This is a genomic window from Cellulosimicrobium sp. NPDC057127 (assembly GCF_042670945.1).
Classification (GTDB): domain Bacteria; phylum Actinomycetota; class Actinomycetes; order Actinomycetales; family Cellulomonadaceae; genus Cellulosimicrobium.
Genome location: NZ_JBHUUP010000009.1, coordinates 88,624 through 113,266 on the forward strand (window position 1 = coordinate 88,624; position 24,643 = coordinate 113,266).

A 24,643-nucleotide genomic window follows, 5' to 3' on the forward strand; every position below is an offset into this window, starting at 1 on the left:
GGCATGGCTCCGTCCGTGCCCTCTGGCCTGCCCCTCGACACCTCCTCCCCCGAGGCCTTCGACGCCCTCGACCGGCACCTGGCCGCGGCCGCCGCCGCGGACGAGTTCTCCGGCGTCGTGCGCGTCGAACGGCACGGGGAGGGGGTGTTCGAGCGGGCGTACGGCACGGCCTCGCGCCGCTGGGGCGTGCCCGTCCGCACGACGACGCGCTTCGACGTCGCGTCCGTGACCAAGCTGTTCACGGCGGTCGCAGTACTGCAGCAGGTCGGTGCCGGGCACCTCTCGCTCGACGACCGGGTCCACGACCACGTCGACCTCGCCGGCACCGCGATCCCCCGCGAGGTGACGCTGCGGCACCTGCTCACGCACACGTCCGGCATCGCCGACGACGCCGACGAGGAGGCCGGCGAGTCCTACGAGGCGCTGTGGGTGGACCGGCCGAGCTACTCCGTCACGACGACGGCCGACTTCCTCCCCGGCTTCGTCCACAAGGAGCCGAACTTCGCGCCCGGCGAGAGCTGCCGGTACTGCAACGTCGGGTTCGTGCTCGCCGGGCTCGCCCTCGAAGCCGTCACCGGGCAGACGTACCGCGACTACGTCCGCGAGCACGTGTTCGCGCGCGCGGGCATGGCGTCGTCCGGGTTCTTCCGCATGGACGAGGCCGCGCCCGACGTCGCCGAGGGCTGGGAGCCCGTGCACGGCGACGCCCCGGACGGCGACCACGAGCGCCCCGTCGTCGGGTGGCGGCAGAACATCTACTCCTACCCGCCCGTCGGCTCGCCCGACGGCGGCGCGCACGTCACGGCGGCCGACCTCGTCCGGTTCCTCGGCGCCGTGCGCGACGGCGTCCTGCTCCCGCCCGACCTCACGCGCGCGTTCTTCACGCCGCAGGTCAAGCACGACGACGGCGACACCGACGAGACGGACGAGAAGGACGCCGAGGGCCTCGCGCCCGAGGACCGCACGGCCGCGGTGCACTACGGGTTCGGCCTCGAGTTCGAGCTCCGCGCCGACGGGAGCGTGCGCTCGGCGTACAAGGAGGGCATCAACACCGGGTCGAGCGCCATCCTGCGCCACTACCCGGACGCCTCCGCGGAGGCCGGCGACCTGCCCCCGGCGGCAGCGCCGGGGACGACGGTCGTCGTCGTGTCGAACGCCGAGGCCGGCGCGTGGGGGCCGGTGCGGCGGATCGACGCGCTGGTCACCAGGCAGGGCTGAGCGGTCTCGGTCAGGAGGACGGCCGCGACGACGTCGAGGCTGGAACAGCGTCGTCTCGGGCGTCGCGCCGGGCACCGGTCAGCCGGCGGGGCCGGGTACCCGCTCTCGCTCGTGGATGATCGCCGTGAGCAGGGTCAAGGCGTCGGCGGACGTCTGATCGGTCGGGGTGTACACCTCGAGGCGGTGGTCCGGACTGTCGGCCTGCAGCCAGATCTGGAACTCGAGCGCCAGCTCACCCACCAGGGGGTGGTGGAATTTCTTGCTTCCGCCGACGCACTCGCCGACGTGCCCGGACGCCCAGAGCGAGGCGAACTCGGGGTCCTTCATGCTGAGCTCGCCGACGAGCTCGGCCAGACGTGCGTCGTCGAGGTACTTGCCGCTGATGCGCCGCAGGTAGGCCACGTTCGTGCACGCCTCCGTCGTCCAGTCGGCGTAGGAGCCGCGTACCTGCGGGTCCAGGAACAGCAGCCGTGGCATCGAGGGCCGCGTCGCGGGGTCCGCGGGACCGTCGAACGGCAGGTGCGGGGCCAGCAGGGCGTGACCCGGCCGGGTCCAGGCGAGCACGTCGTTGCGCCGCCCCAGGAGTACGGCAGGCTGCTCGGAGAGGGCTTCCAGCATGGCCAGCGCCCGAGGGTGCGGCCGCTCGGGCCGGGTGCGTGGCGTGGGGCGCAGCGGCGCGGGCCTGGCCAGGTCGAGCAGGTGCTCGGTCTCTGTCGAGGTCAGCTGCAGCGCGCGGGCCAGGGCCATGAGGACCTCGGTCGAGGCGTTGCGAGCCTGTCCCTGCTCCAGTCGCGTGTAGTAGGCGACGCTGACCCCCGCGAGCTGGGCGACCTCCTCCCGCCGAAGGCCGGGCACCCGACGTCGGCGACCCCAGCTGCTGACGTCTGCCCGCTCGGGGTCGAGAGCAGCACGACGCGAGCGCAGGAACTCGCCCACGCTCGTCGATGCCGCGCCGTCGGGTGGAGCCATGCACACCAGCGTAGGCACGCGGGCCGGTCCGAGCATGTCCCTGCCAGTGGTACCAACGCCGAGCGCATGCTCAGCGGGTGTCTGGCTGCGGCACCACGGGAGGACCAGCGTGGTGGACATGCACTCCCCCGACGACACGTCACGCACCCGACTGGTGCTGCTGACCCTCGCCGCCGGCACCTTCGGGATCGGCACCACCGAGTTCGCCATCTCCGGCCTCATGCCTGGGGTCGCCGACGAGTTCGGCGTCTCCGTCACGACCGCAGGATGGGCAGCCACCACCTACGCCCTGGGTGTCTTCCTCGGAGCCCCGGTGATGACCCTGGTCGGGCAGCGGTACGACAAGCGCACGTTCCTGCTCGGCCTCATGGTCCTGTTCGTGGTCGGGAACCTGCTGACAGCGTTCGCACCGTCTTTTGCGCTGGTCCTGCTGGGCAGGGTGGTCACCTCGCTCGCCCACGCGGCCTTCATCGGTATCGGGTCCATCATCGCCTCGCGCGCGGTCCCCGAGCACAAGAGGACGAGCGCGATCGCGTTCATGTTCTCCGGCCTGACCCTGGCCACGCTGATCGGTACCCCGATCGCGACCTGGATCTCGACCGAGTTCTCCTGGCGGGTCTCGTTCCTGGGCATCTCGGCGATCGGCCTGATCGCCCTGGCCGGCGTCCTCGCCTACATCCCTGCCGGCACCAGCGACGAGTCGTTCGACATGGTCGCCGAGGTCCGCGCCTTCGCCAACCCCCAGCTCCTGCTCGCCATGGTGATCACCATCCTCGGACCAGCCGGGTTCTTCACGTCCATCACCTACATCGCACCGATCACCATGGACGTCACCGGCACCCCGGAGAGCTGGGTCACGATCTACATGCTCGTCTTCGGCATCGGGCTGTTCGTCGGCAACCTGCTTGGAGGCCGGCTCGCCGACAAGAACCTCATGGGACTTCTGCTGGGCAGCCTCGCGCTGCTGACTGTCACCCTGGTCGTGTTCTGGCTCGCCGCGAGCAGCGTCGTGGTCACCTTCGTCGCGGTGTTCGTCATGGCGGCCGCCGGGTTCGCCACCGTCTCGCCGATCCAGCGGCTCGTCATGGAACGCGCCGAACGAGCCGGTGCACCCAACCTCGCGTCCTCGATGAACATCGGCATGTTCAACCTCGGCAACGCCATCGGCGCCTGGCTCGGCGGCTTCGTCATCAGCGCGGGACTCGGCAGCAGCAGCCCCAACCTCGCCGGAGGTCTCCTCGCGGCGGGCGCCCTCGTCGTCGCCCTCCCGATCTGGCTGCAGGCCAGGAGGCCGGCGCCGCAGCATGCCGCGATCGTCGAACCCGTGGGGTGAGACCGGGCAGCGACGCACGATGTCGAGCAGGCGATGTGCTCCGTACGCCCGCTCAGTGCAGCGTCGCGCACGCGGCGTCGACCTGCACGGCGCCGACTCCTTCCTCGAAGCCGACGTGCGCGATCTCGACGGTCGTCCGGCCGTCCGGCGTCGGGCCTTGCCACCACTCGCCGTCCAGCGGCTCGGGCGTACCGAGCCCGTCCCGCGACCACGCCTGGACGATCCGCTCGGCGACATCCTCGTTGTCCTGGGTGATCGAGAGGAAGTCGACGTTGTCGACCGCGGTCGCGAGGTCGCGCGTCGTGAACCGGCCGGTGAGCGACGGGAGGACGCCGGCCGTCCCGTCGGCGGTGGTGCACGGGGCGTCCACGACGGCGAGCGGCTCCGGCCACAGCAGGTCCGGTCCGCCGGCGTCCTGGGCGGCGGCGCGGAGCGCCTCGAGGTCGGCGCGCGCGGCCGCACCGCTCACCGCCGGGGCCGCCGACGGCGCCGGCTCGGGCGCCGCGGTGGACCCCGCCCCGGACGACACGCGTGGCGGCGCCTGCTGCGTGTGCTCCTGCGCGTCGGCCGCGTCGCGCTGCTGGGCGAGCTCCTGCCAGTCCGCGTCGGACGGGCCGGCGGTGGCCGCCGCCCAGGCCCACACGGCACCCGCGCCGAGCACGACGGCGAGCACCCCGCCCGTCACGGCGCGGCCCGCCCGCGAGCGCCACGCGCCGAGGCGCCGCGCCACCAGCGCGACCGCGGCCAGGACGGCCGCGGTGACGAGCGCCGTCGCGAGCACCGCGTGCCACACCGGCTGGGTCGGCACGACGTCCACAGGGCCGGCGACGCACCAGCCCTGCCGCGGGAAGCCGCCGCTGACGAAGCCGATCTCGCCCGACGCCCTGCCGAGCAGAGGCCCGCAGGTCTCGTCGACGTCCCAGAAGGGCTCGGCGAGCAGCGAGACCCATCCCGTCCACAGCCAGGCGACGGTGGTCAGCACGGCCGTGGCCCCCGAGAGAACGCTGATGGTGCGCGGACGGTCGTCCTCTGCCGCCCGGCGCGCACCGCGGCGCTCCACGGCGACGGCGGCGGCACCCGTGAGAGCGCCCCAGACGACCACCGCGGCGGGGCCTCCGTACGGCGGGACGGAGACCGCGAGCTCCCCTGCCCACCCGACGCCCGCGCCGACCACCGCGGCCAGGAGCACGGGCAGGACGACGCGCCCGGCAGAGCGGTCGGCCCGGTCGACGAGCCGTGCCGCGAGCCCGCCCACGACTCCCGCCGCGCAGCCCCACACCGCCGCAGCGGGCGACCAGACGACGGCGAGGAGCGTCGACAGGAAGAGGGCGGAGCTGAGGCGCGAAGCGAGGTCTCCGGCCGGTGCGAGAAGGATCGCGAGGCCGAGGACGACGGCCACCGCCGGCGGGCCGATCCACAGCCCGTGGACGGCGGCGACGCCCGGGCTGACCCGACGGACCGCGGGACCGACGGCCGCCGTCGTGAGGTCGGCGGGTCGGTGGTCAGGTCGGGAGACGTCGGTGTCGTCCGGGTTCGTGTCGTCCACGCCCGTATCGTCCCGACGCCCGGCCCTCGGCGCTGCCGCCTCCGCCGTCCTCGCCCCGCGCCTGCCCGGCGTCCGCCCGGAACCTTCACCGGGCGCCGTCGGACGCGGCGTCGTCCATGTCGCGGGATGCGTGAACACCGGCCGTTCCGGAGCATGGAGGCACGTCCGCCGCGCCGGCGACCGCCGTGCGCCCGTGCCGCACGACCGCGCGGCCGTCCCCTCAGGAGGCACGATGACCGACGCGACCGAGAACCGGACCGTGGCCGACGGGCTCGTGCAGCGCCTCGTCGACTGGGACGTGGACCGTGTGTTCGGGTACGCCGGCGACGGCATCGACCCGATCCTCGCGGCGCTGCGCCGCCGCACGGGCGACGTCGACCTCGTCACCGCCCGGCACGAGGAGATGGCGGCGTTCATGGCGACGGGCCACGCGAAGTACTCGGGGACGGTCGGCGTGTGCCTGGCCACGCAAGGCCCCGGCGCCGTCCACCTCCTCAACGGCCTCTACGACGCGAAGCTGGACCGCAAGCCTGTCGTCGCGATCGTGGGGCAGGTGGTGAGCACGGCGCTCGGCTCGGGGTACCTGCAGGAGGTCGACCTGCACACGCTGTTCAAGGACGTGTGCGCGCAGTACGTGCAGACGGTCATGGCGCCCGAGCAGCTCGAGCACGTGCTCGACGCCGCGTTCCGCACCGCGCTCGCGACGTCGAGCCCGGTGTGCGTGATCGTGCCGCACGACGTCCAGCAGGCACCCCTGCCCGACGCCCCGCACGCGCACGGGATCGTGCACTCGTCGGCGACGTTCGCCCGCAGCCGGGCCGTCCCCGACACCGAGGCGCTCGAGCGGGCGGCGCGCGTGCTCGGCGAGGGCGAGCGGGTCGCGGTGCTCGTGGGCCAGGGCGCGCGCGGCGCCGAGGAGCAGGTGCGCGCGCTCGTCGAGAGGCTCGGCGCGGGCGTCACGACGTCGCTGCTCGGCAAGCCCCTGCTCGACGAGTCGCTGCCGTACCACTGCGGCGTCATGGGCCACCTCGGCACGACGGCGTCCGCCGAGCTGATGTCCGGGTGCGACACGCTGCTGGTCGTCGGCAGCAACGACCCGTGGACCGAGTTCTACCCGGAACCGGGGCAGGCGCGCGCCGTGCAGGTCGACGTGACGGCGCGGAACATCGGCGCGAAGTACCCCGTCGAGGTGCCGCTCGTCGGCGACGCGGCTGCGACGCTCGAGGCCCTCGTGCCGCTGCTGCCCGAGCGGACGGGGTGGCGCGCCGACGTCGAGGGGTTCGTCCGCACCTGGCGCGAGATCGCCGACCGGCGCGTGCACCAGGAGACCGAGCGGCTCAACCCCCAGCGCGTGGTCCACGAGCTGTCGCAGCTCCTGCCCGACGACGCGCAGGTCGCGGTCGACGTCGGATCGGTCGTCTACTGGTACGCGCGGTTCCTGCGGCTGCCCGTCGGCGTCGACGCCCACCTGTCGAGCACGCTCGCGTCGATGGGCTCGGCCATGCCGTACGGGATCGCGGCGAAGCTCCTGCACCCGGACCGGCCGGTCGTGGCGCTCGCCGGCGACGGCGCGATGCAGATGAACGGCCTGCTCGAGCTCATCACCGTCGCCCACCGCTGGCGCGACTGGGCCGACCCGCGGTTCGTCGTGCTCGTGCTGAGCAACGGCGACCTCGCGGAGGTGTCGTGGGAGCAGCGGGAGATGGAGGGCGACCCGCGGTTCCCGACGTCGCAGACCGTGCCCGACTTCCCGTACGCCGCGTACGCCGACCTGCTCGGCCTCGCCGGACTGCGGGTCGAGGCCGGCGACGACCTGCGGGAGGCGTGGCAGGAGGCGCTCGGCGCCGACCGGCCGGTCGTCGTCGAGGCGATCGTGGACCCGGACACGCCGCTCCTCGCGCCGCTCCAGCCCGAGAAGAAGCTCGAGCAGACGCTCCGCGGGCTCGAGCAGGAGGACGCGGGTGGCCAGGCGGCGCGGCTCCTGCGGGAGCAGCGCGACCAGGAGCGCTGAGCACGCGCGCGCCATGGGCCGAGATGCGAGGGGTGCGCAGGCGGGCGACGATCTCCGGGACGGCCGACGCCGTCCGTCCGCATCTCCTACACGAACCTGTCACATGGCGAACCATCGACCGTCCGACGTCAGCGCGGAAGCCGCAGCCCCGGCGACAGGAGGGATCACCCGCCGGTCGCTGCTGAAGGCCCTGCCCATCGTGGGTGGGACCGCGCTCGTCGCGTGCACCCCGACCTCCTCGCCGCCCCCCACGGTCACCCCGCAGGACGTCGACGCGCCGCAGCGGACGCCGCGCGGGCCGGAGGCCTTCCCGGACTCCGAGGGCTACCGCTTCTTCACCGAGGAGGAGGCACGCACGGTGGACGCCGTCGTCGGACGCCTCGTCCCCGGCGACGCGAGCGACCCGGGCGCCGTGGAAGCGGGCGTCACGGCGTACATCGACGGCAAGCTCGCCGACGACACGCCCTACGCGCAGCCGACGTACACGTCGGGCCCGTACGCCCAGGCGTACGAGACGAGCCCCGCAGAGGTCGGTGGCGCCGCGGTGCCCGTCGCGGAGCAACAGCTCTACCGGTACGGCTACCAGAGCGAGAGCACGCCCCAGGAGCGGTACCGCACGGGACTGGCCGCGCTGGACCGGTACGCCCAGACCCGGTTCGGCGCGATGTTCGCCGCACTGCCGTCGCCGCGCCAGGACGAGATCCTCACGGTGCTCGACGACTACGCGCAGCGCAGCGAGTCCGCCGGTGACGTCCAGCAGAGCGGCGGAGGGAGCCGGGCGGGAGGCTCGGAGGGCGGGAGCGGCGGCTCCGGCCGCACGAGCGACGACGTGCTCGACCGCGCGGGAGACGTGTTCGGCGGAGCCGACCCGGGCGGGCTCTTCTCGATGCTGCGCAACGACACCATCGAGGGCATGTTCGCCGACCCGGCGTACGGCGGGAACCGCGGCATGGTGGGCTGGGCGCTCGTGGGCTGGCCCGCGGCGCAACGCTCGTACTCCCCCGAGGAGATGCTGCGAGGGACGGACAAGCAGCCGCAGCCGATGCACGGGCTGCCAGTGATGAACCCCGACCGCCCCGGCGGCGGACGCGGCGCGATCGAGCAGCCGAAGCCCGGCGTCCAGGGCGGGCACGGAGGGCACGGGTGAAGCGGCACGCCGAGGTCGACATCGTGACGATCGGCGGTGGCATGACCGCCTCGATCCTCGCGTCGCAGATCCTGCCCAGCACGTCGCGCACCATGGTCTCGCTCGAGCAGGGTCCCGCCCAGTGGACCTACCCCGACTTCGCGCACAACCACGACTCGCTGCGCTACCAGAACCGCTACGCGATGATGCAGGACCTGTCGCAGACCACGTGGACGTGGCGGCCCGACGCCCGCTCCCCCACCCTGCCGTACCGGCAGTTCGGCTCCTTCCACCCCGGGGAGGGGCTCGGCGGGTCGATGGTGCACTGGACGGCGCTGACGTGGCGCTTCCTGCCGGACGACTTCCGCTACCGGTCGGTCAACCAGGAGCGCTACGGCGCCGACCGGATACCCGACGAGATGACGGTCCAGGACTGGCCCATCGGCTACGACGACCTCGAGCCGTACTACGACAGGCTCGAGTACGACATGGGGGTCTCGGGCCTCGCCGGCAACCTCGGGGGCACGATCGTCCCGGGCGGCAACCCCTTCGAGGGACCGCGCGAGCGCGGCTACCCGAATCCGCCGCTCGCGGACAGCGCGTTCGGGCAGCTCTTCTCCGGCGCGTGCCAGGACCTGGGCCTGCACCCCTTCCCGACGCCGTCGGGCATCCTCTCGCGCGGGTGGACCGACCCGTACGGGCACGAACGGGCCGGCTGTCTGTACTGCGGCTTCTGCACCAGGTACGGGTGTGAGGTGGGTGCGAAGACGAGCCCGCTGACGACGTGGCTGCCCCCGGCCCTGGAGACCGGCCGCTACGAGGTGCGCACGCAGTGCCGCGCCCTGGAGATCGAGACCGCGGACGACGGCCGTGCCACCGGCGTGCGGTACGTCGACGCCCGCGGCGAGGAGCACTTCCAGCCCGCGGCGGTCGTCGTGTGCTCGGCGTTCACGTTCGAGAACGTGCGCATGCTGCTGCTGTCCCGAGGCGGCGCCCACCCCGACGGCATCGGCAACGACCGGGGCCAGGTCGGCCGCAACTACACGTACCAGCTCATCCAGTCGCCGGCGAAGGGCCTGTGGGAGGACCGGACCTTCCAGTTCTACATGGGCAACGGGTGCACCACCGAGCAGATCTACGACTACAACGCGGACAACTTCGACCACTCCGACCTCGACTTCCTCGGTGGCGCGCAGATCTCCGGTCAGGCCGGGCAGCGCGAACCGATCAGCACGGTGGGCACGTTGCTCGAGGGCCTCACCGACCGGCAGTGGGGCGCCGAGTGGAAGTCGCTGCTCGGACGGTCGTGGGACAGCGTCGGCACGGTGAACATCCAGGGCGACAGCCCCGCGTACGCCGGCAACTTCCTCGACCTCGACCCCACCTGGACCGACGCGTGGGGCCTGCCGATGCTGCGCATCACGTTCGACTGGCGCGAGAACGAGCGCGCGATGTACCGGTTCCTCGCCGGCCGCTGCGAGGAGATCCTCCGGGCGATGAACCCCGACAGGGTCTCCGTCACGCGCGAGCTCAGCCCGTACCGGATCGACCAGTACCAGAGCACCCACCCCACGGGCGGGGCGATCATGGGCAGCGACCCGGGCGACAGCGTCACGACGAGCTACGGGCAGGTGTGGGACACGCCCAACGTCTTCGTCACCGGTGCCGCGCTCTACCCGCAGAACCCGGGCGCGAACCCGAGCGGCACCGTGGGCGCCCTCGCGCTGCGTACCGCGGAGGCGATCCGCGACCGCTACTTCGCCGCACCGGGAGAGCTGCTGTGAAGGCCGCGACGCCGCGCCGTCGCACCGCCGCCGGCACGGCGACGTGCCTCGCCGCGGTGCTGCTCCTCGCGGCCGCGTGCGCCGCGGACGACGCGCCGCCGCCGGTGCAGGTGGACCTCACGAGCGAGGGCTTCGACCCCGCGGTGCTCGCCGTGCCCGCAGGGACGGAGGTGCGGTTCGTCAACCGCACGCCGACGGCCCGCACCGTCGCGAGCACGCCGAGCGGACAGGAGCCGTCCGGCTCGCCGGCGGCCGCGCACGGACGAATCGGCGAGGAGTCCGACGGGACCCGCGCGCCGGACGAGGGCGACGACTCCGTGGACGGCCCCATCGACTCGGGCCGCCTCCTGGAGGGCGAGACGTACGCCGTCGTGCTCGAGGAGGCGGGTGAGTACCTCTACCACGCCGTTCCCCTCGAGGAGGGCCTGGGCGGCGGGCCGGAACGTGTCGACGCGCAGCGGCTCGGCACGCAGCTCGTCGGCACGGTGCGCGTGGAGACGACGCCGTGAGAACCACACCCCGCTCCCGCGCCGCGAGCGCCGCCCGGCTCCTCGCGCTCGCAGGCACCGCCGCGGCGCTGCTCGCGGGCTGCTCCGGGTCCGGCGGGCAGCAGTCGGCGCTCTCGCCGTCGGGCGCCGAGGCGGAGCGCGTCGACAGCCACTGGCAGCTGATGCTCGTGGTCGGCTCGGTCGTGTGGGTGCTCGTGGTCGTCGCCCTCCTCGTCGCGGTGCTGCGCCGCGGGCGCGAGGACGGCGAGGACGGGAGGCGCGGCCACCTCGTCGTGGCGTTCGCCGGCGCGGTGGTCCCCGCGCTCGTCATCGTCGCGGTCTTCGCCGACTCCGTGCTCGTCCTGCGCGACACCGCCGACGACGGCGCGAAGGCGGAGACGGTCGTGGAGGTCACCGGGCACCAGTACTGGTGGGAGATCCGCTACCCCGGCCACGACGTCGTCACGGCCAACGAGGTCCACGTCCCGGTCGGCGAGACCGTGCGCGTCGAGCTGACGAGCGCCGACGTCATCCACAGCCTGTGGGTCCCCGAGCTGAGCGGGAAGGTCGACCTCGTCCCCGGGTCGACGAACGTCATGACGCTCCACGCGACCGAGCCGGGCACGTACTGGGGCCAGTGCGCCGAGTACTGCGGGGTGCAGCACGCGTGGATGCGGTTCGTCGTCGTCGCGCACGACGAGGAGGAGTTCGACGGCTGGGTCGCGGCGCAGGCCCGACCGGCCGAGGGGGGTCTGCCGCTCGCCGAGGACGACCCCGCGGCCGACGCGGACCCGACGGGCGACCCGACCGCTGCGGACGCCGAGCTGGTCGCGCGGGGGCGCGAGGTCTTCATGTCGTCGTCGTGCGTGTACTGCCACACGATCGCGGGCACCGAGGCGCGCGGCACGCTCGGGCCCGACCTCACGCACCTCGCGAGCCGGCAGACGCTCGGCGCCGGCGTGCTCGCGAACGACACCGGCAACCTTGCCGCCTGGATCCTCGACCCGCAGTCGGTGAAGCCCGGCAACGCGATGCCCGGCACGGACATGGACGGCGACGACCTCCAGGCCCTGCTCGCCTACCTCGAGAGCCTGGAGTGACGATGACGACGACGGACGCACGCCACGTCGACGCCTTCGCCGAGGTGTGGCGCCGACCGCGGGGGTTCCGCGGCTTCTTCACGGCCGTGCAGCACAAGGCGGTCGGGACCCGGTACATGGTCACGGCCGTCGTGTTCTTCCTCGTCGGCGGCGTCGAGGCGCTGTTCATGCGCGCCCAGCTCGCGCAGCCGGAGAACGACGTGCTGTCCGCGCAGACGTACAACGAGCTGTTCACGATGCACGGCACGACGATGATGTTCCTCTTCGCCGTGCCGTTCCTCGAGGGCCTGGCGGCCTACTTCCTGCCGCTCCAGCTCGGCGCGCGCGACATGCCGTTCGCGCGCTACAACACGTTCAACTACTGGTGCTACCTCCTGGGCGGCGTGCTGCTGTACAGCAGCTTCGTCGTCGACATGGTGCCCGACGCCGGGTGGTTCGCCTACGTGCCGCTCAGCGGTCCGGAGTTCTCCGACAAGGCGATGGACATCTGGCTGTTCGGCCTCGCGCTCGCCGAGCTCGCCGCGATCGGCGCCGCGATCGAGATCGTCATCGCCGTGCTGAAGATGCGCGCGCCGGGCATGTCGCTCGACCGCATGCCGATCTTCGTGTGGACCATGCTGTGCGTCGCGGTCCTCATCATCGTCGCGTTCGTCCCGCTCCTCGTGGGATCGCTGCTCCTGGAGCTCGACCGCAACCTCGGCACCGCGTTCTTCGCCACCGACCGGGGCGGCGACCCGCTGCTGTGGCAGCACCTGTTCTGGATCTTCGGGCACCCCGAGGTCTACGTGATGTTCCTGCCCGGCGCCGCGATCATCAGCCAGGTGATCCCGGTGCACGCCCGGCGTCGCCTCGTCGCCTACCCGCTCGTCGTGGCCGCGGTCGTCGTGACGGCGATCATGAGCCTGGGCCTGTGGGTGCACCACATGTACACGACCGGGCTGCCGCCCGTGACGCTGTCGTTCTTCACCGCGGCGAGCATGTCGATCGCGGTGGCGAGCGGCGTGCAGGTGGTCGCGTGGCTCACCACCCTCTGGTTCGGGCGCCCGCGCGCGACCGTCCCGATGTTCTACGCCGTGGGCTTCCTCATCACGTTCGTCGCGGGCGGCATCACGGGCGTCATGGTCGCGTCCGCACCGTTGGACGCCCAGGTGCACGACACATACTTCGTCGTCGCGCACTTCCACTACGTGATCATCGGGGGGATGCTCTTCCCCGTCCTGGCCGGGCTGTTCCACTGGTGGCCCAAGCTCACGGGACGCATGCCGAGCCACCGGTGGGGCGTCACCGGCTTCTGGCTCACGTTCCTCGGTTTCCACCTGACGTTCTTCCCCATGCACCTGTCCGGGTTGTGGGGCATGCCGCGCCGGGTCTGGACGTACGACCGCTGGCTCGGTGTCGACGTCCCCAACCTGCTGTCGACCGTCGGGGCGTTCGTCCTCGCGGCCGGCGTGGTCGTCACGGTCGTCACGCTGTGGCGCGGCGCGCGGCGCGGAGCCCCCGCGGGCCGAGACCCGTGGGACGGCGACACGCTGGAGTGGGCGGCGCAGTCGCCGCCGCCGGGCGCGAACTTCGAGACGATCCCCGTGGTCGCGAGCCGCAGCCCGATGTGGGACCAGCCCGACCCGGAGACCGTCGACGCCGAGACGCGCGAGCTCGTCGCGGCGTTCGACCACGCACCGATCACGCTGCGCGCGACGCCGCTCACGACGGTCGTCGCCGCGCGGCCCCACGGCGCCGCCGCGCAGGCCCGGCCGACGCCGTGGCCGCTCGTGCCGGCCCTGGGGCTCACGACGGTCGCGGTCGGCCTGCTCGTCGAGGTCGGTCTCGTCGTCGCGCTCGGCGTGCTCGTCGTGCTCGGGGGGCTCCTCGGCTGGGCGCTGACCAACGAGCGCGACCTCGACGAGGTGACGACCGAGCCCGTCGGCGGCCGGTTCCCCATCGAGGCGCCCGGCCCGCAGGGGCTGGGGTGGTGGGGCGCGGCGGGGACCGCCGTCGTGCTCGTCGTCTCCGTCGGCACGGTCGCGTTCTCCGTGCTCTTCCTCCAGGTCAACGCGCCCGTGTGGCCGCGGGCCGGCACGCTCGGCACACCGTGGCTCACCGCCGCGACGGGTGTCGTGTCCGCCGTCGCGCTCGCCGCGACCTGGTGGGGCGCGCGCCGCTCGGCCGACGCGCCCCGCGAGCGCCGCACCGACCGGGGACCGCACCTCGTCGTCATCACGGTCTCCGCCGCGGCCGCCGTCGTGGCACTTGCGCTGGTCGTGCTGCAGTGGACGACGTCCGGGCTCGAGGCCGGCCGGCACGCGTACGACTCGGGCGTGCTCATGCTCCTCGCGACGCTGGCCCTGGCGGTGGTGTTCGCGCTCGGGCAGACGCTCACGACCCTCCTCGCCCGCCTGCGCCACGCGCGCGACGTGCGGACGGGGCTGCAGCTGCAGAACGTCGCCCTGCTGTGGGCCGCGGTGCTCGTCGTGTGGGCGGTCGCCTGGGTGACGACGGACCTCCTGCCCGCGGTGGTGGTGTGACATGAGCCCGACGGCACGTCCCGCGGGCGACCGGCCCGGCCGGCACCCGGAGCCCCACCGCGTCGACCGGCGCGTGCGGGCCGCGGTCGCATCGGTCCTCGTGCCCCCGGTGGCATGGGCGGTGGCGCTCGGTGCCTCGTACGCCGTCCAGGACTTCGCGTGCACCGCCTACGCGAGCGCGGGCGCGCCCGCCCCCGACGCCGCGGTGGGCGCCGTCGTGCTCGCCCTGGACGCCGTCCTGCTCCTCCTCACGGTCGCCGCCGGCGTGGTCGCCCTCCGCGCCCTGCGCCGCGCCCGCGCGACGGACGACGACCTGCTCCGCTTCCTCGGCGCGCTCGGCCTCGCGCTCGCGGTCGGGTTCGGCGCGGGGATCGTGCTCATCGCCGTCAACCCGCTCGTCCTGGAGGTGTGCGCATGAGCGTCGTGCGCAGGACCGCGACGGCGGTCGTCGCCGTCGGCGTCGTCGCGGCGGGCGCCGCGGCGACCGTCTCGTGGCTCGGCACGGGCGACGACCACGGCCCGCGCCACGTCGTGCCCGGCGGCGACGCGGAGCGGGGCCGCGAGCTCCTCGTGACGTACGGCTGCACCTCCTGCCACGCCGTCCCGGGCGTCCCGAGCGTCGAACGGGGAGTCGGCCCCGACCTCGCCGGGATGGACGAGCGGCTCGCCATCGCCGGGCACCTGCCGAACCGACCCGAGGAGCTGATCCGATGGATACGCGACCCGCAGGAGATCGCACCGGGCACGCTGATGCCCGACATGGGCGTGGACGCGCAGGACGCCCGGGACATGGCGGCGTACCTGTACGGGCCGTGACGCCGCTGCGCCTCCTTGCCGCCGCGACCGCCGTCGCGGCGGTCGTCGCGGTCGTGCTGGGCGCGGCCGCCCCGCCCGACGCCGTCCAGGGCGACGCACAGCGCTGGATGTACGTGCACGTCCCGGCGGCGTGGGGCGCGTACGCGTGCTTCGCCGTCGTGCTCCTCGCGAGCCTGCGCGTCGCCGCGCGCGACACCCCGCGGTCCCTGCGGCTCGCGACGGCGGCGGCCGAGGTCGGTGTCGTGCTCACCGCCGTCACGCTCGCCACGGGCAGCGTGTGGGGCGCGCTCACGTGGGGCACGTGGTGGGTGTGGGACGCCCGCGTCTCGTCCACCGTCGCGATGGGCCTCGTCTACGCCGGGTTCCTCGCCGCGCGCTCGCTCGCGGCGACGTCGCGCGCCCGCCGGGTGGTCGGCGTGCTCGGCGTGGCCGGGTTCCTCGTCGTGCCGGTCGTGCACATGTCGGTCGTGTGGTGGCGCACGCTCCACCAGCCACCCACGATCATGGCTCCCGGGACGACGGCGCCCATCGACCCGTCCATGGCGGCGGCTCTCGTGGCCGCGCTCGTCGCCGTCACGCTCGGCGCGGCGCTCGCCGTCCTGCTCCGGGTGCGGCGCGCGGCCCGCCCGCGCCCGGACGACGCCGGACGGCCGGGCGAGGACGCCGAAGCCCTCGACGCGGGACGCCCGGACGCCCGGGTCCCGGCCCGCGCACCCGTGGCCGGAGGGGCGGGGAGCCGATGACGGTCCCCGCACCACGTCCCCGGCGCGCCCGTGCGGTCCGCTGGGCGGTCGTCGTCGCGGCGGTGCTCGGCACCGGGGCGATCGCGTGGTCCGCCACGCAGGACGGCATGACGTACTACCGGACGCCGAGCGAGGTCGCCGCCGACGCGCGGGCGTCCCGCGACGTCCGTCTGGGCGGCATGGTCGTGCCGGGCAGCGTCGCCGAGCGCGATGAGGCCGCGACGTTCGTCCTCACCGACGGGGCGGTCGACGTGCGCGTACGGTACGCCGGGTCCCTGCCCGGCACCGTCCGCGAGGGCGAGGGCGCCGTGGTCGAGGGACGCGTCGACGACCAGGGCGTCCTGCACGCGACGACCGTGCTGCTGCGCCACTCCAACGAGTACCGCGCGCCGGAGGCCCGCTCGTGACGCTCGGCACCGTCCTGCTCGTCGCCGCGGTCGCGCTCGCCGCCGTGGCCGCGGCCGCGTGGGCCGTGACCGCGTGGGCCGCAACCCCGCGCACGGCCGGGCGCGTCGCCGGGGACGGCGGCCTGCCCGCGACGGCGCGGCGCGCGGCCCCGCTCGCCACGTACGGCGCCGCGCTCGCCGTCGCGGGCGCCGTCGCGCTCCTCGAGGTCGCGCTCGTGCGGCAGGACACCGACGTCGCCTACGTGGCGCGTGTCGCCTCGGCCGACATGGGCGTGTACTACCGCGTCACGGCCCTGTGGTCCGCGCTCGAGGGCTCGCTGCTGCTGTGGCTCGCCGCGCTCGCTGCCGTGACCGCTGGCGCGGCCGCGACGCTGCGCCGCCTCGACGGACCGACGCGCGCGACCTCGCTCGCCGTGCTGGCGGGACTCGTGACCGTCTTCGGCGTCGTCTCGCTGCTCGCCTCGCCGTTCGTGGCGTCGGTCGTGCGCGGGGCACCGCCCAGCCCGCTGCTGCGCGACCACGTCGCGATGGGCATGCACCCGCCGCTGCTGTACGCCGGGTTCGCGCTGCTCGCCGTCCCGTACGCCCTGTCGGTCGCGGCCTGCGTCGACCGTCGCGTCTCCTCCGGCGCTGTCGCGACCGCTCGCGCCTGGAACCTCGCCGCCTGGACCGCGCTCACCGCCGGGATCGGGCTCGGCGCCTGGTGGTCCTACGCCGTCCTGGGGTGGGGCGGCTACTGGGCCTGGGACCCCGTCGAGAACGCCTCGCTGCTGCCCTGGCTCACGGCGACCGCGCTGCTGCACACGCTCGGGCCCCGCACGCGCCGCGGGCGATGGCGCACGTGGGCCGTCGTGCTGGGCGGGCTCGGGTTCGTGCTCGTCGTGCTCGCGCAGGTCATCACCCGCTCGGGCGTCGTCGAGTCGGTGCACGCCTTCACCGCCTCGACGCTCGGGCCCGTCCTCGTCGCCGCGCTCGGCCTCGTGCTGGTGCCCTGGCTCCTCCTGCTGCGCCGGTGGTCGCGGACTCGCGCGGCCGACCGCCCCGGCGAGCGCAGGCGCCCGGGCGTGCACACCGCCGCGCTCGAGGCACAGCGCGTCCTCCTCGTCGCGGTCCTCGTCGTGGTCGCCGTCGGCACGCTCCTGCCGACCGCGCTGCTCGTGACGACCGGCGAGCGCGTCTCGGTCGGCGCTCCCTGGTACGCACGCACCCTCGCCCCGCCCGCGCTCGCGCTCCTCGTGCTGCTCGCCGCCACCCCGTGGCTGCGCGACCGTCCCGGCCGCCGCGGCGCACCCCCTGGCCTGCTCGCCGCCGCCGGCGCGGCCGCCGTCACGAGCTGCGCGGTGGGTCTCCTCGCGCGCGACGCCGCGCTCGCGCTCACCGGGGCGCTCGCGGCGTTCGTCGTCGTCACCGGGGTCGCGCAGGTGGCGCGGGACCGGCGCGCGCTCGGCGCGTGGTTGGCGCACACCGGCGTCGCGGTCGTCGCCGTCGCCGTCGTCGCCGGCGGCCAGTCGCTCGTACGGGAGGAGAGCGTGCCCGTCGGCGGGTCCGTCACCGCCGGGACCACGAGCGTGACCCTCGTTCAGCTCGACCGGCGCGCGGAGCTCGGGCACCACGTCGCCGAGGCCGAGCTCGTCGTCGGCGAGGGCGGCCGCTACGTCGGGACGCTGCGACCCCAGCTGCGCTGGTACGACGCCGACGGCGTGCTCGTCGCCGGCCCGGCGACCCGTTCCACCCTCACGGGCGACGTCCACGTCGCGATCCTCGACGCCGACCCCGGGGCGGGGACCGTGACCCTGCGGCTCGCGGTCACCCCGCTCGTCGGGTGGATCTGGGCGGGCGGGCTGCTGCTCGTCGCCGGCGCGGCGCTCGCCGGTGCGCGGGGCGCACGACGGCGCAGGAACGACGCGCGTCCGCGGGGGACGACGCGACCGACGACCCGGGCGGGCGGGGACCGCCTCCTCCGGTCGCGGCTCGTGCACGGCCTCGTCGCGCTGCCGGCCCTCGCCCTCGCGACGGCAGGCTGCGCCGCACGGACCGAGGCTCCCGAGCCGGCTCCGCCCCTGGCCGGCCCCGACCTCGACGGCGTCGCACGCGACCTCGCCGACCTCGAGGGCTCGGTCGTGCTCGTCCCGGCCTGGGCGTCGTGGTGCGGGCCGTGCGTCGACGAGATGCCGTTGATCGCCGACGCCGCCGCGCGGCACGAGGACGACGGGCTCGTCGTCCTCGGGCTCAACGTGCGCGACCTGCCCGGCAACGCGCGCGCGTTCGCGGAGCGCCACGACGTGCCCTTCCCCAGCGTCTCCGACCTCGACGGGACGACCGCCGTCGGCTGGGGCCTGCGCGGCCTGCCGATGACCTACCTCGTGGACCGCGAGGGCCGGCTCGTCGAGACGCGCGTAGGTCCCGTCGACGAGGCGTGGCTCGAGGACGTCGTCGCCGAGGAGGTGCGCAGATGACCCGGCGCGCGACCTGGTGGTGCCTGGCGGCGCTCGTCGTCGTCGCGCTGCTCGGGGTGGGCGCCGGCGCGCTCACCGCAGGGCCGGCCGGTGCCGACGCGCAGGTTCGCGCGGTCGCGTCCACGCTGCGGTGCCCGTCGTGCGCGGGCGAGGACGTCGCCGACTCGGCCGCGCCGGTCGCCGCGTCCATGCGCACCGTCATCGCCGAGCAGCTCGACGAAGGGCGCACGCCGCCCGAGATCCGGGCGTGGTTCGCCGACGCGTACGGCGACGACGTGCTGCTCGACCCGCCGCGCCGCGGCGCGGGCTGGGCGTTCTGGCTCGTGCCCGTCGCGGTGCTCGGGGTCGCCGGTGTGCTCGTGCTGCGGCGCGCGCGCCGCCGGTGGGTCGTCGCCGCGCTCGCGGCGGCGGGCGTCGCCGCGGTGCTCGCCCCCGTGCTCCCCACCGTGCTCCCCGACGGGCCGTCGGACCGTGGGACCGCGGACGACCCGGCGCCCGCCGCGGCCGGGCCGGACACCGCCGGGGTGCTCGCCGGGGCCGTCGCCGCCGAGCCGGGCCGGGCCGAGCTGCGCGCCGCGCTCGCGCGCCGGCTCGCCGAGCAGGGCCGCCACGACGAGGCGGCCGCCGAGTACGACGCACTCGTGCGCCTGCGCCCCCTCGACGCCGACGCCCGGTATCGCGGCGGGTTCGCGCACGCGCGCGCCGGCGACGTCGAGCAGGCGGTCGCGTCGCTCGAGGCCGCGGTCGAGCTCGACCCCGAGCACGCGTCCGCGCTCCTGCTGCTCGGCACGCTCGTGGCCGAGACTGACCCGGACCGGTCCGCCGAGCTGCTCGCGCGCCACGACGCCCTCGAGCCCGCCGCACCGGAGGCGACCCCGTGACCGCGCGCGACCGGCCGCGGACGGCGCAGCGCGCCGCGACTCTGCTCGCCGCCGTCCTCGCGCTGGGCGGGTGCGCCGGGCAGGCGGGAGACGCCCCCGCCGACGGCGGACCGGTCACCGACCACGTCCGCGTCGGCCTCACCGAGTGGACCGTCGAGACCGGTGGGGTGCGCGCGAGCGTGGGCGAGGTCACGCTCGTCGTCACCAACACCGGCGCGACCGGGCACGACGTCGTCGTGCAGGGCACCCGGGGCACGTGGGGCACACCCGTGCTGGACCCCGGCGAGAGCCACGAGATCGTCGTCGAGACCGTGCCGGGCGAGGTGCTCGACCTCGTCTGCACGGTGACGGGCCACCACGCCGCGGGGATGAGCACGACCCTCGCCGTGGCGGCCGGGGACGCGCCGTGACGCTGCGGGCCACGACACCCCCGCCCGCCGACCGCGCCGACCGCGCCGCCGGCACCGCCGCACCGGCTCCGGCGCAGGCGCCGGCCGGCCCGCCCGGGCCGCCCCCGGGGCGCACCCGGGCGGGGGTCCTCGCCCTTCCCCTCGCGGTGGCCGCGCTCACGGGGCTGGTCGGGCTGGTCGGCGGCCTCGCCCTCACGGGAGCGGCGGGACCGCGGCTGCTGCTCGACCCCGGCCCGCTCGCGCGCTGGGGCGGGCCGACCGTCGAGCTCGTCGCCCGCAGCGGCGCGACGGTGACGGTCGGCGCGCTCGTGCTCGCCTCCGTCGTGCTGCCGCCCGGCGCCGCGCTCACGGCAGCTCGGCGCGCCGCCACGCTCGCGGCGCTGGTCTGGGCCGTCGCGCAGGCCGCCGTCGTGCCGCTGTCCGCGCTCGACGTGGCCGGCGACCGCGGCACCGGCGGCGCCCTCGCCGCGCTCCTCGCCACACGGCCCGGGGTCATGCTGCTCGGCGCCGCGCTGCTCGCCGCGCTCACCGCTGCCCTGGCGGGACTCGCCTCCCGCTCCGGCTCGCCCGCGCTCACGGGGATCACCGCGCTCGTCGCCCTCGTCGCGCTCGCCCCGGTCACCGGCGCCGGGCACGCGCACGGCGACGACGGCGCAGGCAGCGCCCTGTGGCTGCACGTGGGCGCCGTCGCGGCGTGGGCCGGCGGGCTGGTCGTGCTCGTGACCCTCGTGCTCGGGCAGCGGGCCGCGGGCAGGGTGGGGACGGGCGCGGGCCCAGCGGGCGCAGGCGTCCCGACCGCCGACCTGGCGGACGGGCGCCTCGCGGCGGTCGCGAAGCGGTACTCCGCGATCGCCGGCGTCGGCTTCGCGCTCACGGCCGCGTCCGGTGCCGTCGTCGCCGTCTCGCGCCTCGACTCCCCGGACCAGCTCGTCACGACGCCGTGGGGCGTCGTCCTGCTCGCCAAGGTCGTGCTGCTCGTCCTGCTCGGGGCGGCAGGCGCCGCCCACCGGCGCCACACCCTCCCCGCCCTGCGCGACGGCGCTCGCGGCGCGTTCGCGCGTCTCGCGGCGGGGGAGATCGTGCTCATGGCGGGCGCCGTGGGGCTCTCGGTGGCGCTCGCCGCGTCGTCCCCGCCCGCCGTGCCCGCGGACCACTCCGCGACGGTGCCCGCGCTGGCCCCCCTCGCGGCGCTCACGCAGTGGAGCCTCGAGCCCGTGGCCGCGCTCGCCGCGACCGTCGGTCTCGTCGCCTACGGGCGGTGGGTGCTGCGGCTGCGCCGGCGCGGCGACGCGTGGCCGCCCGGCCGGTCGCTCGCGTGGGCGACCGGCATGGTCCTGCTCGTGTGGACCACCAGCGGCGCACCGGGCGTGTACGGCCACGCCCTGCTGAGCGTGCACATGCTCCAGCACATGGCGCTCGTGACGTTCCTGCCGCTGCTCTACGTGCTCGGCGCGCCCGTCTCGCTCGCGCTGCGTGCGCTGCCGCGCCGCACGGACGGCTCGCGCGGTCCGCGGGAGTGGCTGCTCGCCGTCGTCTCGAGCCGCGTCGCGGCGGTACTTCTCCACCCAGTCGTGGCGACCGCGAACGTCGTCGTGTCGATGGCGGTCTTCTACCTCACACCCGTCGCGGGGTGGAGCCTCGCCGAGCCCGCGGTGCACCTGCTCGCCGCCGCGCACTTCACGCTCGCCGGGTACGTCTTCGCCGACCTGCTCATCGGCACGGACCCGGTGCGGCGGCCGCCCTACCCGGTGCGGCTGCTCATGCTGGCGCCGGCGATGGTCGTCCACACGATCCTCGGTCTCGTGCTCGTCACCAGCGAGCGCGTGCTGCTCGCCGCGCCCGAGTCCGCGCGCGCGGTGCTCGTCGCGGCGCCGGACCTGCTCACCGACCAGCGCGCCGCCGGCGCGGTGATGTGGGCGCTCGGCGAGGTCCCCGCGATGGGGATCGCGCTCGCCGTCGCGCTGCGATGGGCCGCCGCGGACGAGCGGGCGAGCCGGCGCTCGGCACGCCGCCACGGTCCGCGGCCGCTGCCGCGCACCGGCCCGCGCGTCAGCCCGTGACCATCTCCTCGCCCGGTCGGGACGCGTCGTGCGTGACGACGGACGCGCCGCCCAGCGACCGCGCGTCCCAGCCCGCAGCCCGCCAGGCGGCGAGGTCGAGCGCGTTGCGCGTGTCGACGAGCCGTGCCGACCGCACGACCGCGGCGAGCGCGGCCGGGTCGAGGTCCCGGTACTCCGGCCACTCCGTGGCGAGCACGACCGCGTCCACACCCGCCACGGCCTCCGCGACCTCCGTCGCGTACCGCAGCTCGGGCGCGGCGGCCTGGGCGAGCGCGATGGCCTGCGGGTCGGTGACGACGACGTCCGCCCCCTCCCCCGCGAGGCGGCGCGCGAGGTCGAGCGCGGGCGAGGAGCGCACGTCGTCGCTGTCGGGCTTGAACGCGGCGCCGAGGACGGCCACGCGCCGGCCGGCGAGACCGCCGCACGCCGACCGCACGAGCTCGACCGCGCGGTCGCGGCAGCGGTCGTTGATCGCGTCGACCTCCTCCAGGAAGGCCACGGCCCGGCCCACGCCCAGCTCCTCGGCGCGCGCGGAGAACGCCCGGATGTCCTTCGGGAGGCAGCCGCCGCCGAAGCCGAGGCCGACGCCGAGGTAGTCGCCCCCGATGCGCGCGTCGTAGGACATGGTGCCGACGAGCGCGACGGCGTCGCCGCCCGCGACCTCGCACACCTCCGCCATCGCGTTCGCGAACGAGATCTTCGTCGCGAGGAACGCGTTCGCGGCGACCTTCGCCAGCTCGGCCGTCGCGTAGTCGGTGACGACGCGGGGGACGCCGTCGGCGAGCAGGCGGGCGTACACCGCGTCGAGCCGCGCGGCGGCGCCGCCCGGCTCCGGGCTGCGGGCGGTCTCGCCGCCGTCGGCCACCTCGTCGCGCGGGACGCCGTAGACGAGACGGTCCGGGTGCAGGGTGTCGTCGACCGCGTGGCCCTCGCGCAGGAACTCAGGGTTCCAGGCGAGGCGGACGCCGTCGGGCAGCTCGGCCGCGAGGCGCGCGGCGGTGCCCACGGGCACGGTCGACTTGCCCACGACGACGTCGCCCGGCCGCAGGTGCGGGCGCAGCGCCGCGAGCGCCGCGTCGAGGTGGTGCAGGTCGGCGACGCCGCTGCCGGCGGACTGCGGCGTGCCGACGCACAGGAAGTGCACGTCGGCGCCGGCCGCGTCGGCGGCGTCGGTGGAGAACAGCAGGGCGCCGCGCGTCGTGCCCTCGGCGAGCAGGTCGGGCAGGCCGGGCTCGTAGAAGGGGGCGCGGCCGGCGTTCAGCACGGAGACCTTGGCCGCGTCGACGTCGATGCCCACGACCTCGTGGCCGAGCTGGGCCATCGCGGCGGCGTGCACGGCACCGAGGTAGCCGCAACCGTGCACCGAGACCTTCATGACGCCTCCCCCGCCCCGGAGGCGCCGACGACGGCCGGCTGCCCGGCGGTGTCCGACCCCGGGGCGGCCACGGCCCGCTCCGCGTCGGACGGCGCGTCGGGCCGGTCGTCCGGCCGGGACCGGAACCAGGCGACCGTGCGCGCGAGGCCGTCGGGCCAGGACGTGGCGGCGCGCCACCCGAGCTCGCGCTCGACGAGCGTCGTGTCGGGGCGGCGGCGGCGCGGGTCGTCCTCCGGCAGCGGGATGCGTACGAGCGGTGCGTCGGAGCCGGTGGCCGCGAGCACGTCTCGGGCGATCTGCTCGACCGTGAGCTCGGTCGCGTTGCCGAGGTTCATCGGGCCGGTGTGCCCGCTCGCGGCGAAGGCGAGCAGGCCCTCGACGAGGTCGTCGACGTAGCAGACGGACCGGGTCTGCGACCCGTCGCCGGCGACGGTCAGCGGCTCGCCCGCGAGCGCCTGGCGCACGAACGTGGGGACCATGCGCCCGTCGTGGCCGCGCATGCGCGGACCGTACGTGTTGAAGATGCGCACGATGCCGGCGTCGACGCCGCGGCTGCGCCGGTAGGCGGTGGTGAGGGCCTCGGCGAACCGCTTGGACTCGTCGTAGACGCTGCGCGGCCCGACGGGGTTGACGTTGCCCCAGTAGTCCTCGCGCTGCGGGTGCACCTCGGGGTCCCCGTACACCTCGGACGTCGACGCGAGCACGAACCGTGCGCCGGCGCGCTCGGCGAGCTCGAGGGCGCGGCGCGTGCCCGCGGACCCGACGAGCAGGGTCTCGACGGGCAGGCGCAAATAGTCCACGGGCGACGCCGGGGACGCGAGGTGGAGCACGAGGTCCACCCGGTCCGGCTCGGGCACGTCGAGACCCGCGGAGACGTCCGCACGCACCAGCGTGAAGCGCGGGTCGTCGCGCAGCGCGGCGACGTTGCGCTCGTCGCCGGTCGACAGGTCGTCGACGCAGACCACCTCGGCGCCCGCGGCGACGAGCGCCTCGCACAGGTGGCTCCCGACGAACCCGGCACCACCGGTGACCACCGCGCGCCGCACGGCGCGCGGGGAGCTCGCGGCGCTCACCGGCGCACGAGCTTGAAGAAGGTGCTGCCGCCCCCGCCGGACCGTTGCGCCTGGTAGAGGAACGCGAGGTCCGAGCCGTCGAACTTCGCGAACCAGTCGTCCCAGGACAGGTGCTCGAGCTGGTCCTCGCCGGCCCCGCCGGGGAAGTCGATGCGCAGGACGCCGGCCTCGTCGTCACCGCGCTCGGTGCCGCGCACGCTCGCAGGCGTGCCGCCGTTCTCCTCGACCCACCTGCGGATCTCGTCGTGGTCGGTCGTGGTCCTCGTCTCCGACGTGTCAGCCATGATCGCCTCCACCGCTCACGTTCGTGCTCGACGGGCTCCGT

21 protein-coding genes are annotated in these 24,643 nt (G+C 75.3%); 16 read left to right on the forward strand and 5 right to left on the reverse strand.

Features of this window, described 5'->3' with window-relative positions; all coding sequences use genetic code 11:
* Positions 1-3 precede the first annotated feature (3 nt).
* Positions 4-1,218, forward strand: coding sequence for a serine hydrolase domain-containing protein (locus tag ACFTZA_RS10685; protein ID WP_378193997.1), 1,215 nt, complete (start codon positions 4-6; stop codon positions 1,216-1,218).
* A gap of 78 nt (positions 1,219-1,296) precedes the next feature.
* On the opposite strand, the gene ACFTZA_RS10690 is transcribed toward ACFTZA_RS10685, so the two are convergent.
* On the reverse strand, positions 1,297-2,187 hold the full coding sequence (locus ACFTZA_RS10690; RefSeq protein WP_378194000.1) for a helix-turn-helix domain-containing protein: 891 nt from the start codon (positions 2,185-2,187) through the stop codon (positions 1,297-1,299).
* A 118-nt stretch (positions 2,188-2,305) separates the two neighbouring features.
* Here ACFTZA_RS10690 and ACFTZA_RS10695 point away from each other — a divergent pair, with 118 nt between their 5' ends.
* A complete protein-coding gene (locus ACFTZA_RS10695) occupies positions 2,306-3,520 on the forward strand; it encodes an MFS transporter (RefSeq protein WP_378194003.1) in 1,215 nt (404 codons plus the stop codon).
* A gap of 52 nt (positions 3,521-3,572) precedes the next feature.
* Here ACFTZA_RS10695 and ACFTZA_RS10700 read toward each other — a convergent pair whose 3' ends face one another.
* Positions 3,573-5,066 (reverse strand): hypothetical protein, encoded by a 1,494-nt coding sequence (locus tag ACFTZA_RS10700; RefSeq protein ID WP_378194005.1) that lies wholly within the window; start codon positions 5,064-5,066, stop codon positions 3,573-3,575.
* 232 nt (positions 5,067-5,298) lie between these two features.
* Between ACFTZA_RS10700 and ACFTZA_RS10705 the strand changes: the two genes are divergently transcribed.
* The 14 genes from ACFTZA_RS10705 to ACFTZA_RS10770 all read left to right on the forward strand — a co-directional run bounded on the left by ACFTZA_RS10705 (position 5,299) and on the right by ACFTZA_RS10770 (position 21,870).
* On the forward strand, positions 5,299-7,077 hold the full coding sequence (locus ACFTZA_RS10705; RefSeq protein WP_378194008.1) for a thiamine pyrophosphate-requiring protein: 1,779 nt from the start codon (positions 5,299-5,301) through the stop codon (positions 7,075-7,077).
* Positions 7,078-7,180: 103 nt separating this feature from the next.
* Complete coding sequence (locus ACFTZA_RS10710) at positions 7,181-8,224, forward strand: gluconate 2-dehydrogenase subunit 3 family protein (protein ID WP_378194011.1); 1,044 nt, start codon at positions 7,181-7,183, stop codon at positions 8,222-8,224.
* Positions 8,221-9,987 (forward strand): GMC family oxidoreductase, encoded by a 1,767-nt coding sequence (locus ACFTZA_RS10715; RefSeq protein ID WP_378194014.1) that lies wholly within the window; start codon positions 8,221-8,223, stop codon positions 9,985-9,987. Before ACFTZA_RS10710 ends, ACFTZA_RS10715 begins: the two co-directional genes overlap by 4 nt.
* Positions 9,984-10,496, forward strand: coding sequence for a hypothetical protein (locus tag ACFTZA_RS10720; protein ID WP_378194017.1), 513 nt, complete (start codon positions 9,984-9,986; stop codon positions 10,494-10,496). Before ACFTZA_RS10715 ends, ACFTZA_RS10720 begins: the two co-directional genes overlap by 4 nt.
* On the forward strand, positions 10,493-11,575 hold the full coding sequence (gene coxB / locus ACFTZA_RS10725) for a cytochrome c oxidase subunit II (protein ID WP_378194020.1): 1,083 nt from the start codon (positions 10,493-10,495) through the stop codon (positions 11,573-11,575). Before ACFTZA_RS10720 ends, coxB begins: the two co-directional genes overlap by 4 nt.
* Before the next feature lie 2 nt (positions 11,576-11,577).
* The gene (gene ctaD, locus ACFTZA_RS10730) at positions 11,578-14,097 is read left to right on the forward strand and encodes a cytochrome c oxidase subunit I (protein ID WP_378194023.1); all 2,520 of its coding nucleotides are present in this window, start codon (positions 11,578-11,580) and stop codon (positions 14,095-14,097) included.
* A 1-nt stretch (position 14,098) separates the two neighbouring features.
* Entirely contained in the window at positions 14,099-14,515 is a 417-nt protein-coding gene (locus ACFTZA_RS10735) for a hypothetical protein (protein ID WP_378194026.1), read from the forward strand.
* The gene (locus tag ACFTZA_RS10740) at positions 14,512-14,913 is read left to right on the forward strand and encodes a c-type cytochrome (protein ID WP_378194029.1); all 402 of its coding nucleotides are present in this window, start codon (positions 14,512-14,514) and stop codon (positions 14,911-14,913) included. The genes ACFTZA_RS10735 and ACFTZA_RS10740 overlap by 4 nt, the downstream gene beginning before the upstream one ends.
* A complete protein-coding gene (gene ccsA, locus ACFTZA_RS10745) occupies positions 14,910-15,656 on the forward strand; it encodes a cytochrome c biogenesis protein CcsA (protein WP_378194032.1) in 747 nt (248 codons plus the stop codon). The genes ACFTZA_RS10740 and ccsA overlap by 4 nt, the downstream gene beginning before the upstream one ends.
* A complete protein-coding gene (locus ACFTZA_RS10750) occupies positions 15,653-16,063 on the forward strand; it encodes a cytochrome c maturation protein CcmE (RefSeq protein WP_378194035.1) in 411 nt (136 codons plus the stop codon). The genes ccsA and ACFTZA_RS10750 overlap by 4 nt, the downstream gene beginning before the upstream one ends.
* Entirely contained in the window at positions 16,060-18,519 is a 2,460-nt protein-coding gene (locus ACFTZA_RS10755) for a cytochrome c-type biogenesis CcmF C-terminal domain-containing protein (protein ID WP_378194038.1), read from the forward strand. Before ACFTZA_RS10750 ends, ACFTZA_RS10755 begins: the two co-directional genes overlap by 4 nt.
* On the forward strand, positions 18,516-19,400 hold the full coding sequence (locus tag ACFTZA_RS10760) for a cytochrome c-type biogenesis protein CcmH (protein ID WP_378194041.1): 885 nt from the start codon (positions 18,516-18,518) through the stop codon (positions 19,398-19,400). Before ACFTZA_RS10755 ends, ACFTZA_RS10760 begins: the two co-directional genes overlap by 4 nt.
* Positions 19,397-19,810 (forward strand): hypothetical protein, encoded by a 414-nt coding sequence (locus tag ACFTZA_RS10765; protein ID WP_378194044.1) that lies wholly within the window; start codon positions 19,397-19,399, stop codon positions 19,808-19,810. The genes ACFTZA_RS10760 and ACFTZA_RS10765 overlap by 4 nt, the downstream gene beginning before the upstream one ends.
* Complete coding sequence (locus tag ACFTZA_RS10770; protein ID WP_378194047.1) at positions 19,807-21,870, forward strand: cytochrome c oxidase assembly protein; 2,064 nt, start codon at positions 19,807-19,809, stop codon at positions 21,868-21,870. The genes ACFTZA_RS10765 and ACFTZA_RS10770 overlap by 4 nt, the downstream gene beginning before the upstream one ends.
* Here ACFTZA_RS10770 and ACFTZA_RS10775 read toward each other — a convergent pair.
* From ACFTZA_RS10775 to ACFTZA_RS10785, 3 genes are read right to left on the reverse strand one after another with little or no spacing between them, the layout of a single operon-like run.
* Positions 21,860-23,245 carry a UDP-glucose dehydrogenase family protein gene (locus tag ACFTZA_RS10775; RefSeq protein WP_378194050.1) on the reverse strand — a complete coding sequence of 462 codons (1,386 nt, stop codon included), beginning with the start codon at positions 23,243-23,245 and terminating at the stop codon, positions 21,860-21,862. The genes ACFTZA_RS10770 and ACFTZA_RS10775 overlap by 11 nt on opposite strands.
* Complete coding sequence (locus tag ACFTZA_RS10780) at positions 23,242-24,318, reverse strand: UDP-glucuronic acid decarboxylase family protein (protein ID WP_378194053.1); 1,077 nt, start codon at positions 24,316-24,318, stop codon at positions 23,242-23,244. Before ACFTZA_RS10780 ends, ACFTZA_RS10775 begins: the two co-directional genes overlap by 4 nt.
* Positions 24,315-24,602 (reverse strand): hypothetical protein, encoded by a 288-nt coding sequence (locus tag ACFTZA_RS10785; RefSeq protein ID WP_378194056.1) that lies wholly within the window; start codon positions 24,600-24,602, stop codon positions 24,315-24,317. Before ACFTZA_RS10785 ends, ACFTZA_RS10780 begins: the two co-directional genes overlap by 4 nt.
* Between the last annotated feature and the right edge of the window lie 41 nt (positions 24,603-24,643).

Excerpts from the sequence above, each read along its gene's own strand:
- ACFTZA_RS10690 (WP_378194000.1), bottom strand. The coding sequence starts at position 2,187 with ATGGCTCCACCCGACGGCGCGGCATCGACGAGCGTGGGCGAGTTCCTG.
- ACFTZA_RS10785 (WP_378194056.1), bottom strand. The coding sequence starts at position 24,602 with ATGGCTGACACGTCGGAGACGAGGACCACGACCGACCACGACGAGATC.
- ACFTZA_RS10735 (WP_378194026.1), top strand. The coding sequence starts at position 14,099 with ATGAGCCCGACGGCACGTCCCGCGGGCGACCGGCCCGGCCGGCACCCG.
- ACFTZA_RS10775 (WP_378194050.1), bottom strand. The coding sequence starts at position 23,245 with ATGAAGGTCTCGGTGCACGGTTGCGGCTACCTCGGTGCCGTGCACGCC.
- ACFTZA_RS10760 (WP_378194041.1), top strand. The coding sequence starts at position 18,516 with ATGACCCGGCGCGCGACCTGGTGGTGCCTGGCGGCGCTCGTCGTCGTC.
- ACFTZA_RS10685 (WP_378193997.1), top strand. The coding sequence starts at position 4 with ATGGCTCCGTCCGTGCCCTCTGGCCTGCCCCTCGACACCTCCTCCCCC.
- ctaD (WP_378194023.1), top strand. The coding sequence starts at position 11,578 with ATGACGACGACGGACGCACGCCACGTCGACGCCTTCGCCGAGGTGTGG.
- ACFTZA_RS10740 (WP_378194029.1), top strand. The coding sequence starts at position 14,512 with ATGAGCGTCGTGCGCAGGACCGCGACGGCGGTCGTCGCCGTCGGCGTC.
- ACFTZA_RS10695 (WP_378194003.1), top strand. The coding sequence starts at position 2,306 with ATGCACTCCCCCGACGACACGTCACGCACCCGACTGGTGCTGCTGACC.
- ACFTZA_RS10705 (WP_378194008.1), top strand. The coding sequence starts at position 5,299 with ATGACCGACGCGACCGAGAACCGGACCGTGGCCGACGGGCTCGTGCAG.
- ACFTZA_RS10750 (WP_378194035.1), top strand. The coding sequence starts at position 15,653 with ATGACGGTCCCCGCACCACGTCCCCGGCGCGCCCGTGCGGTCCGCTGG.
- ACFTZA_RS10710 (WP_378194011.1), top strand. The coding sequence starts at position 7,181 with ATGGCGAACCATCGACCGTCCGACGTCAGCGCGGAAGCCGCAGCCCCG.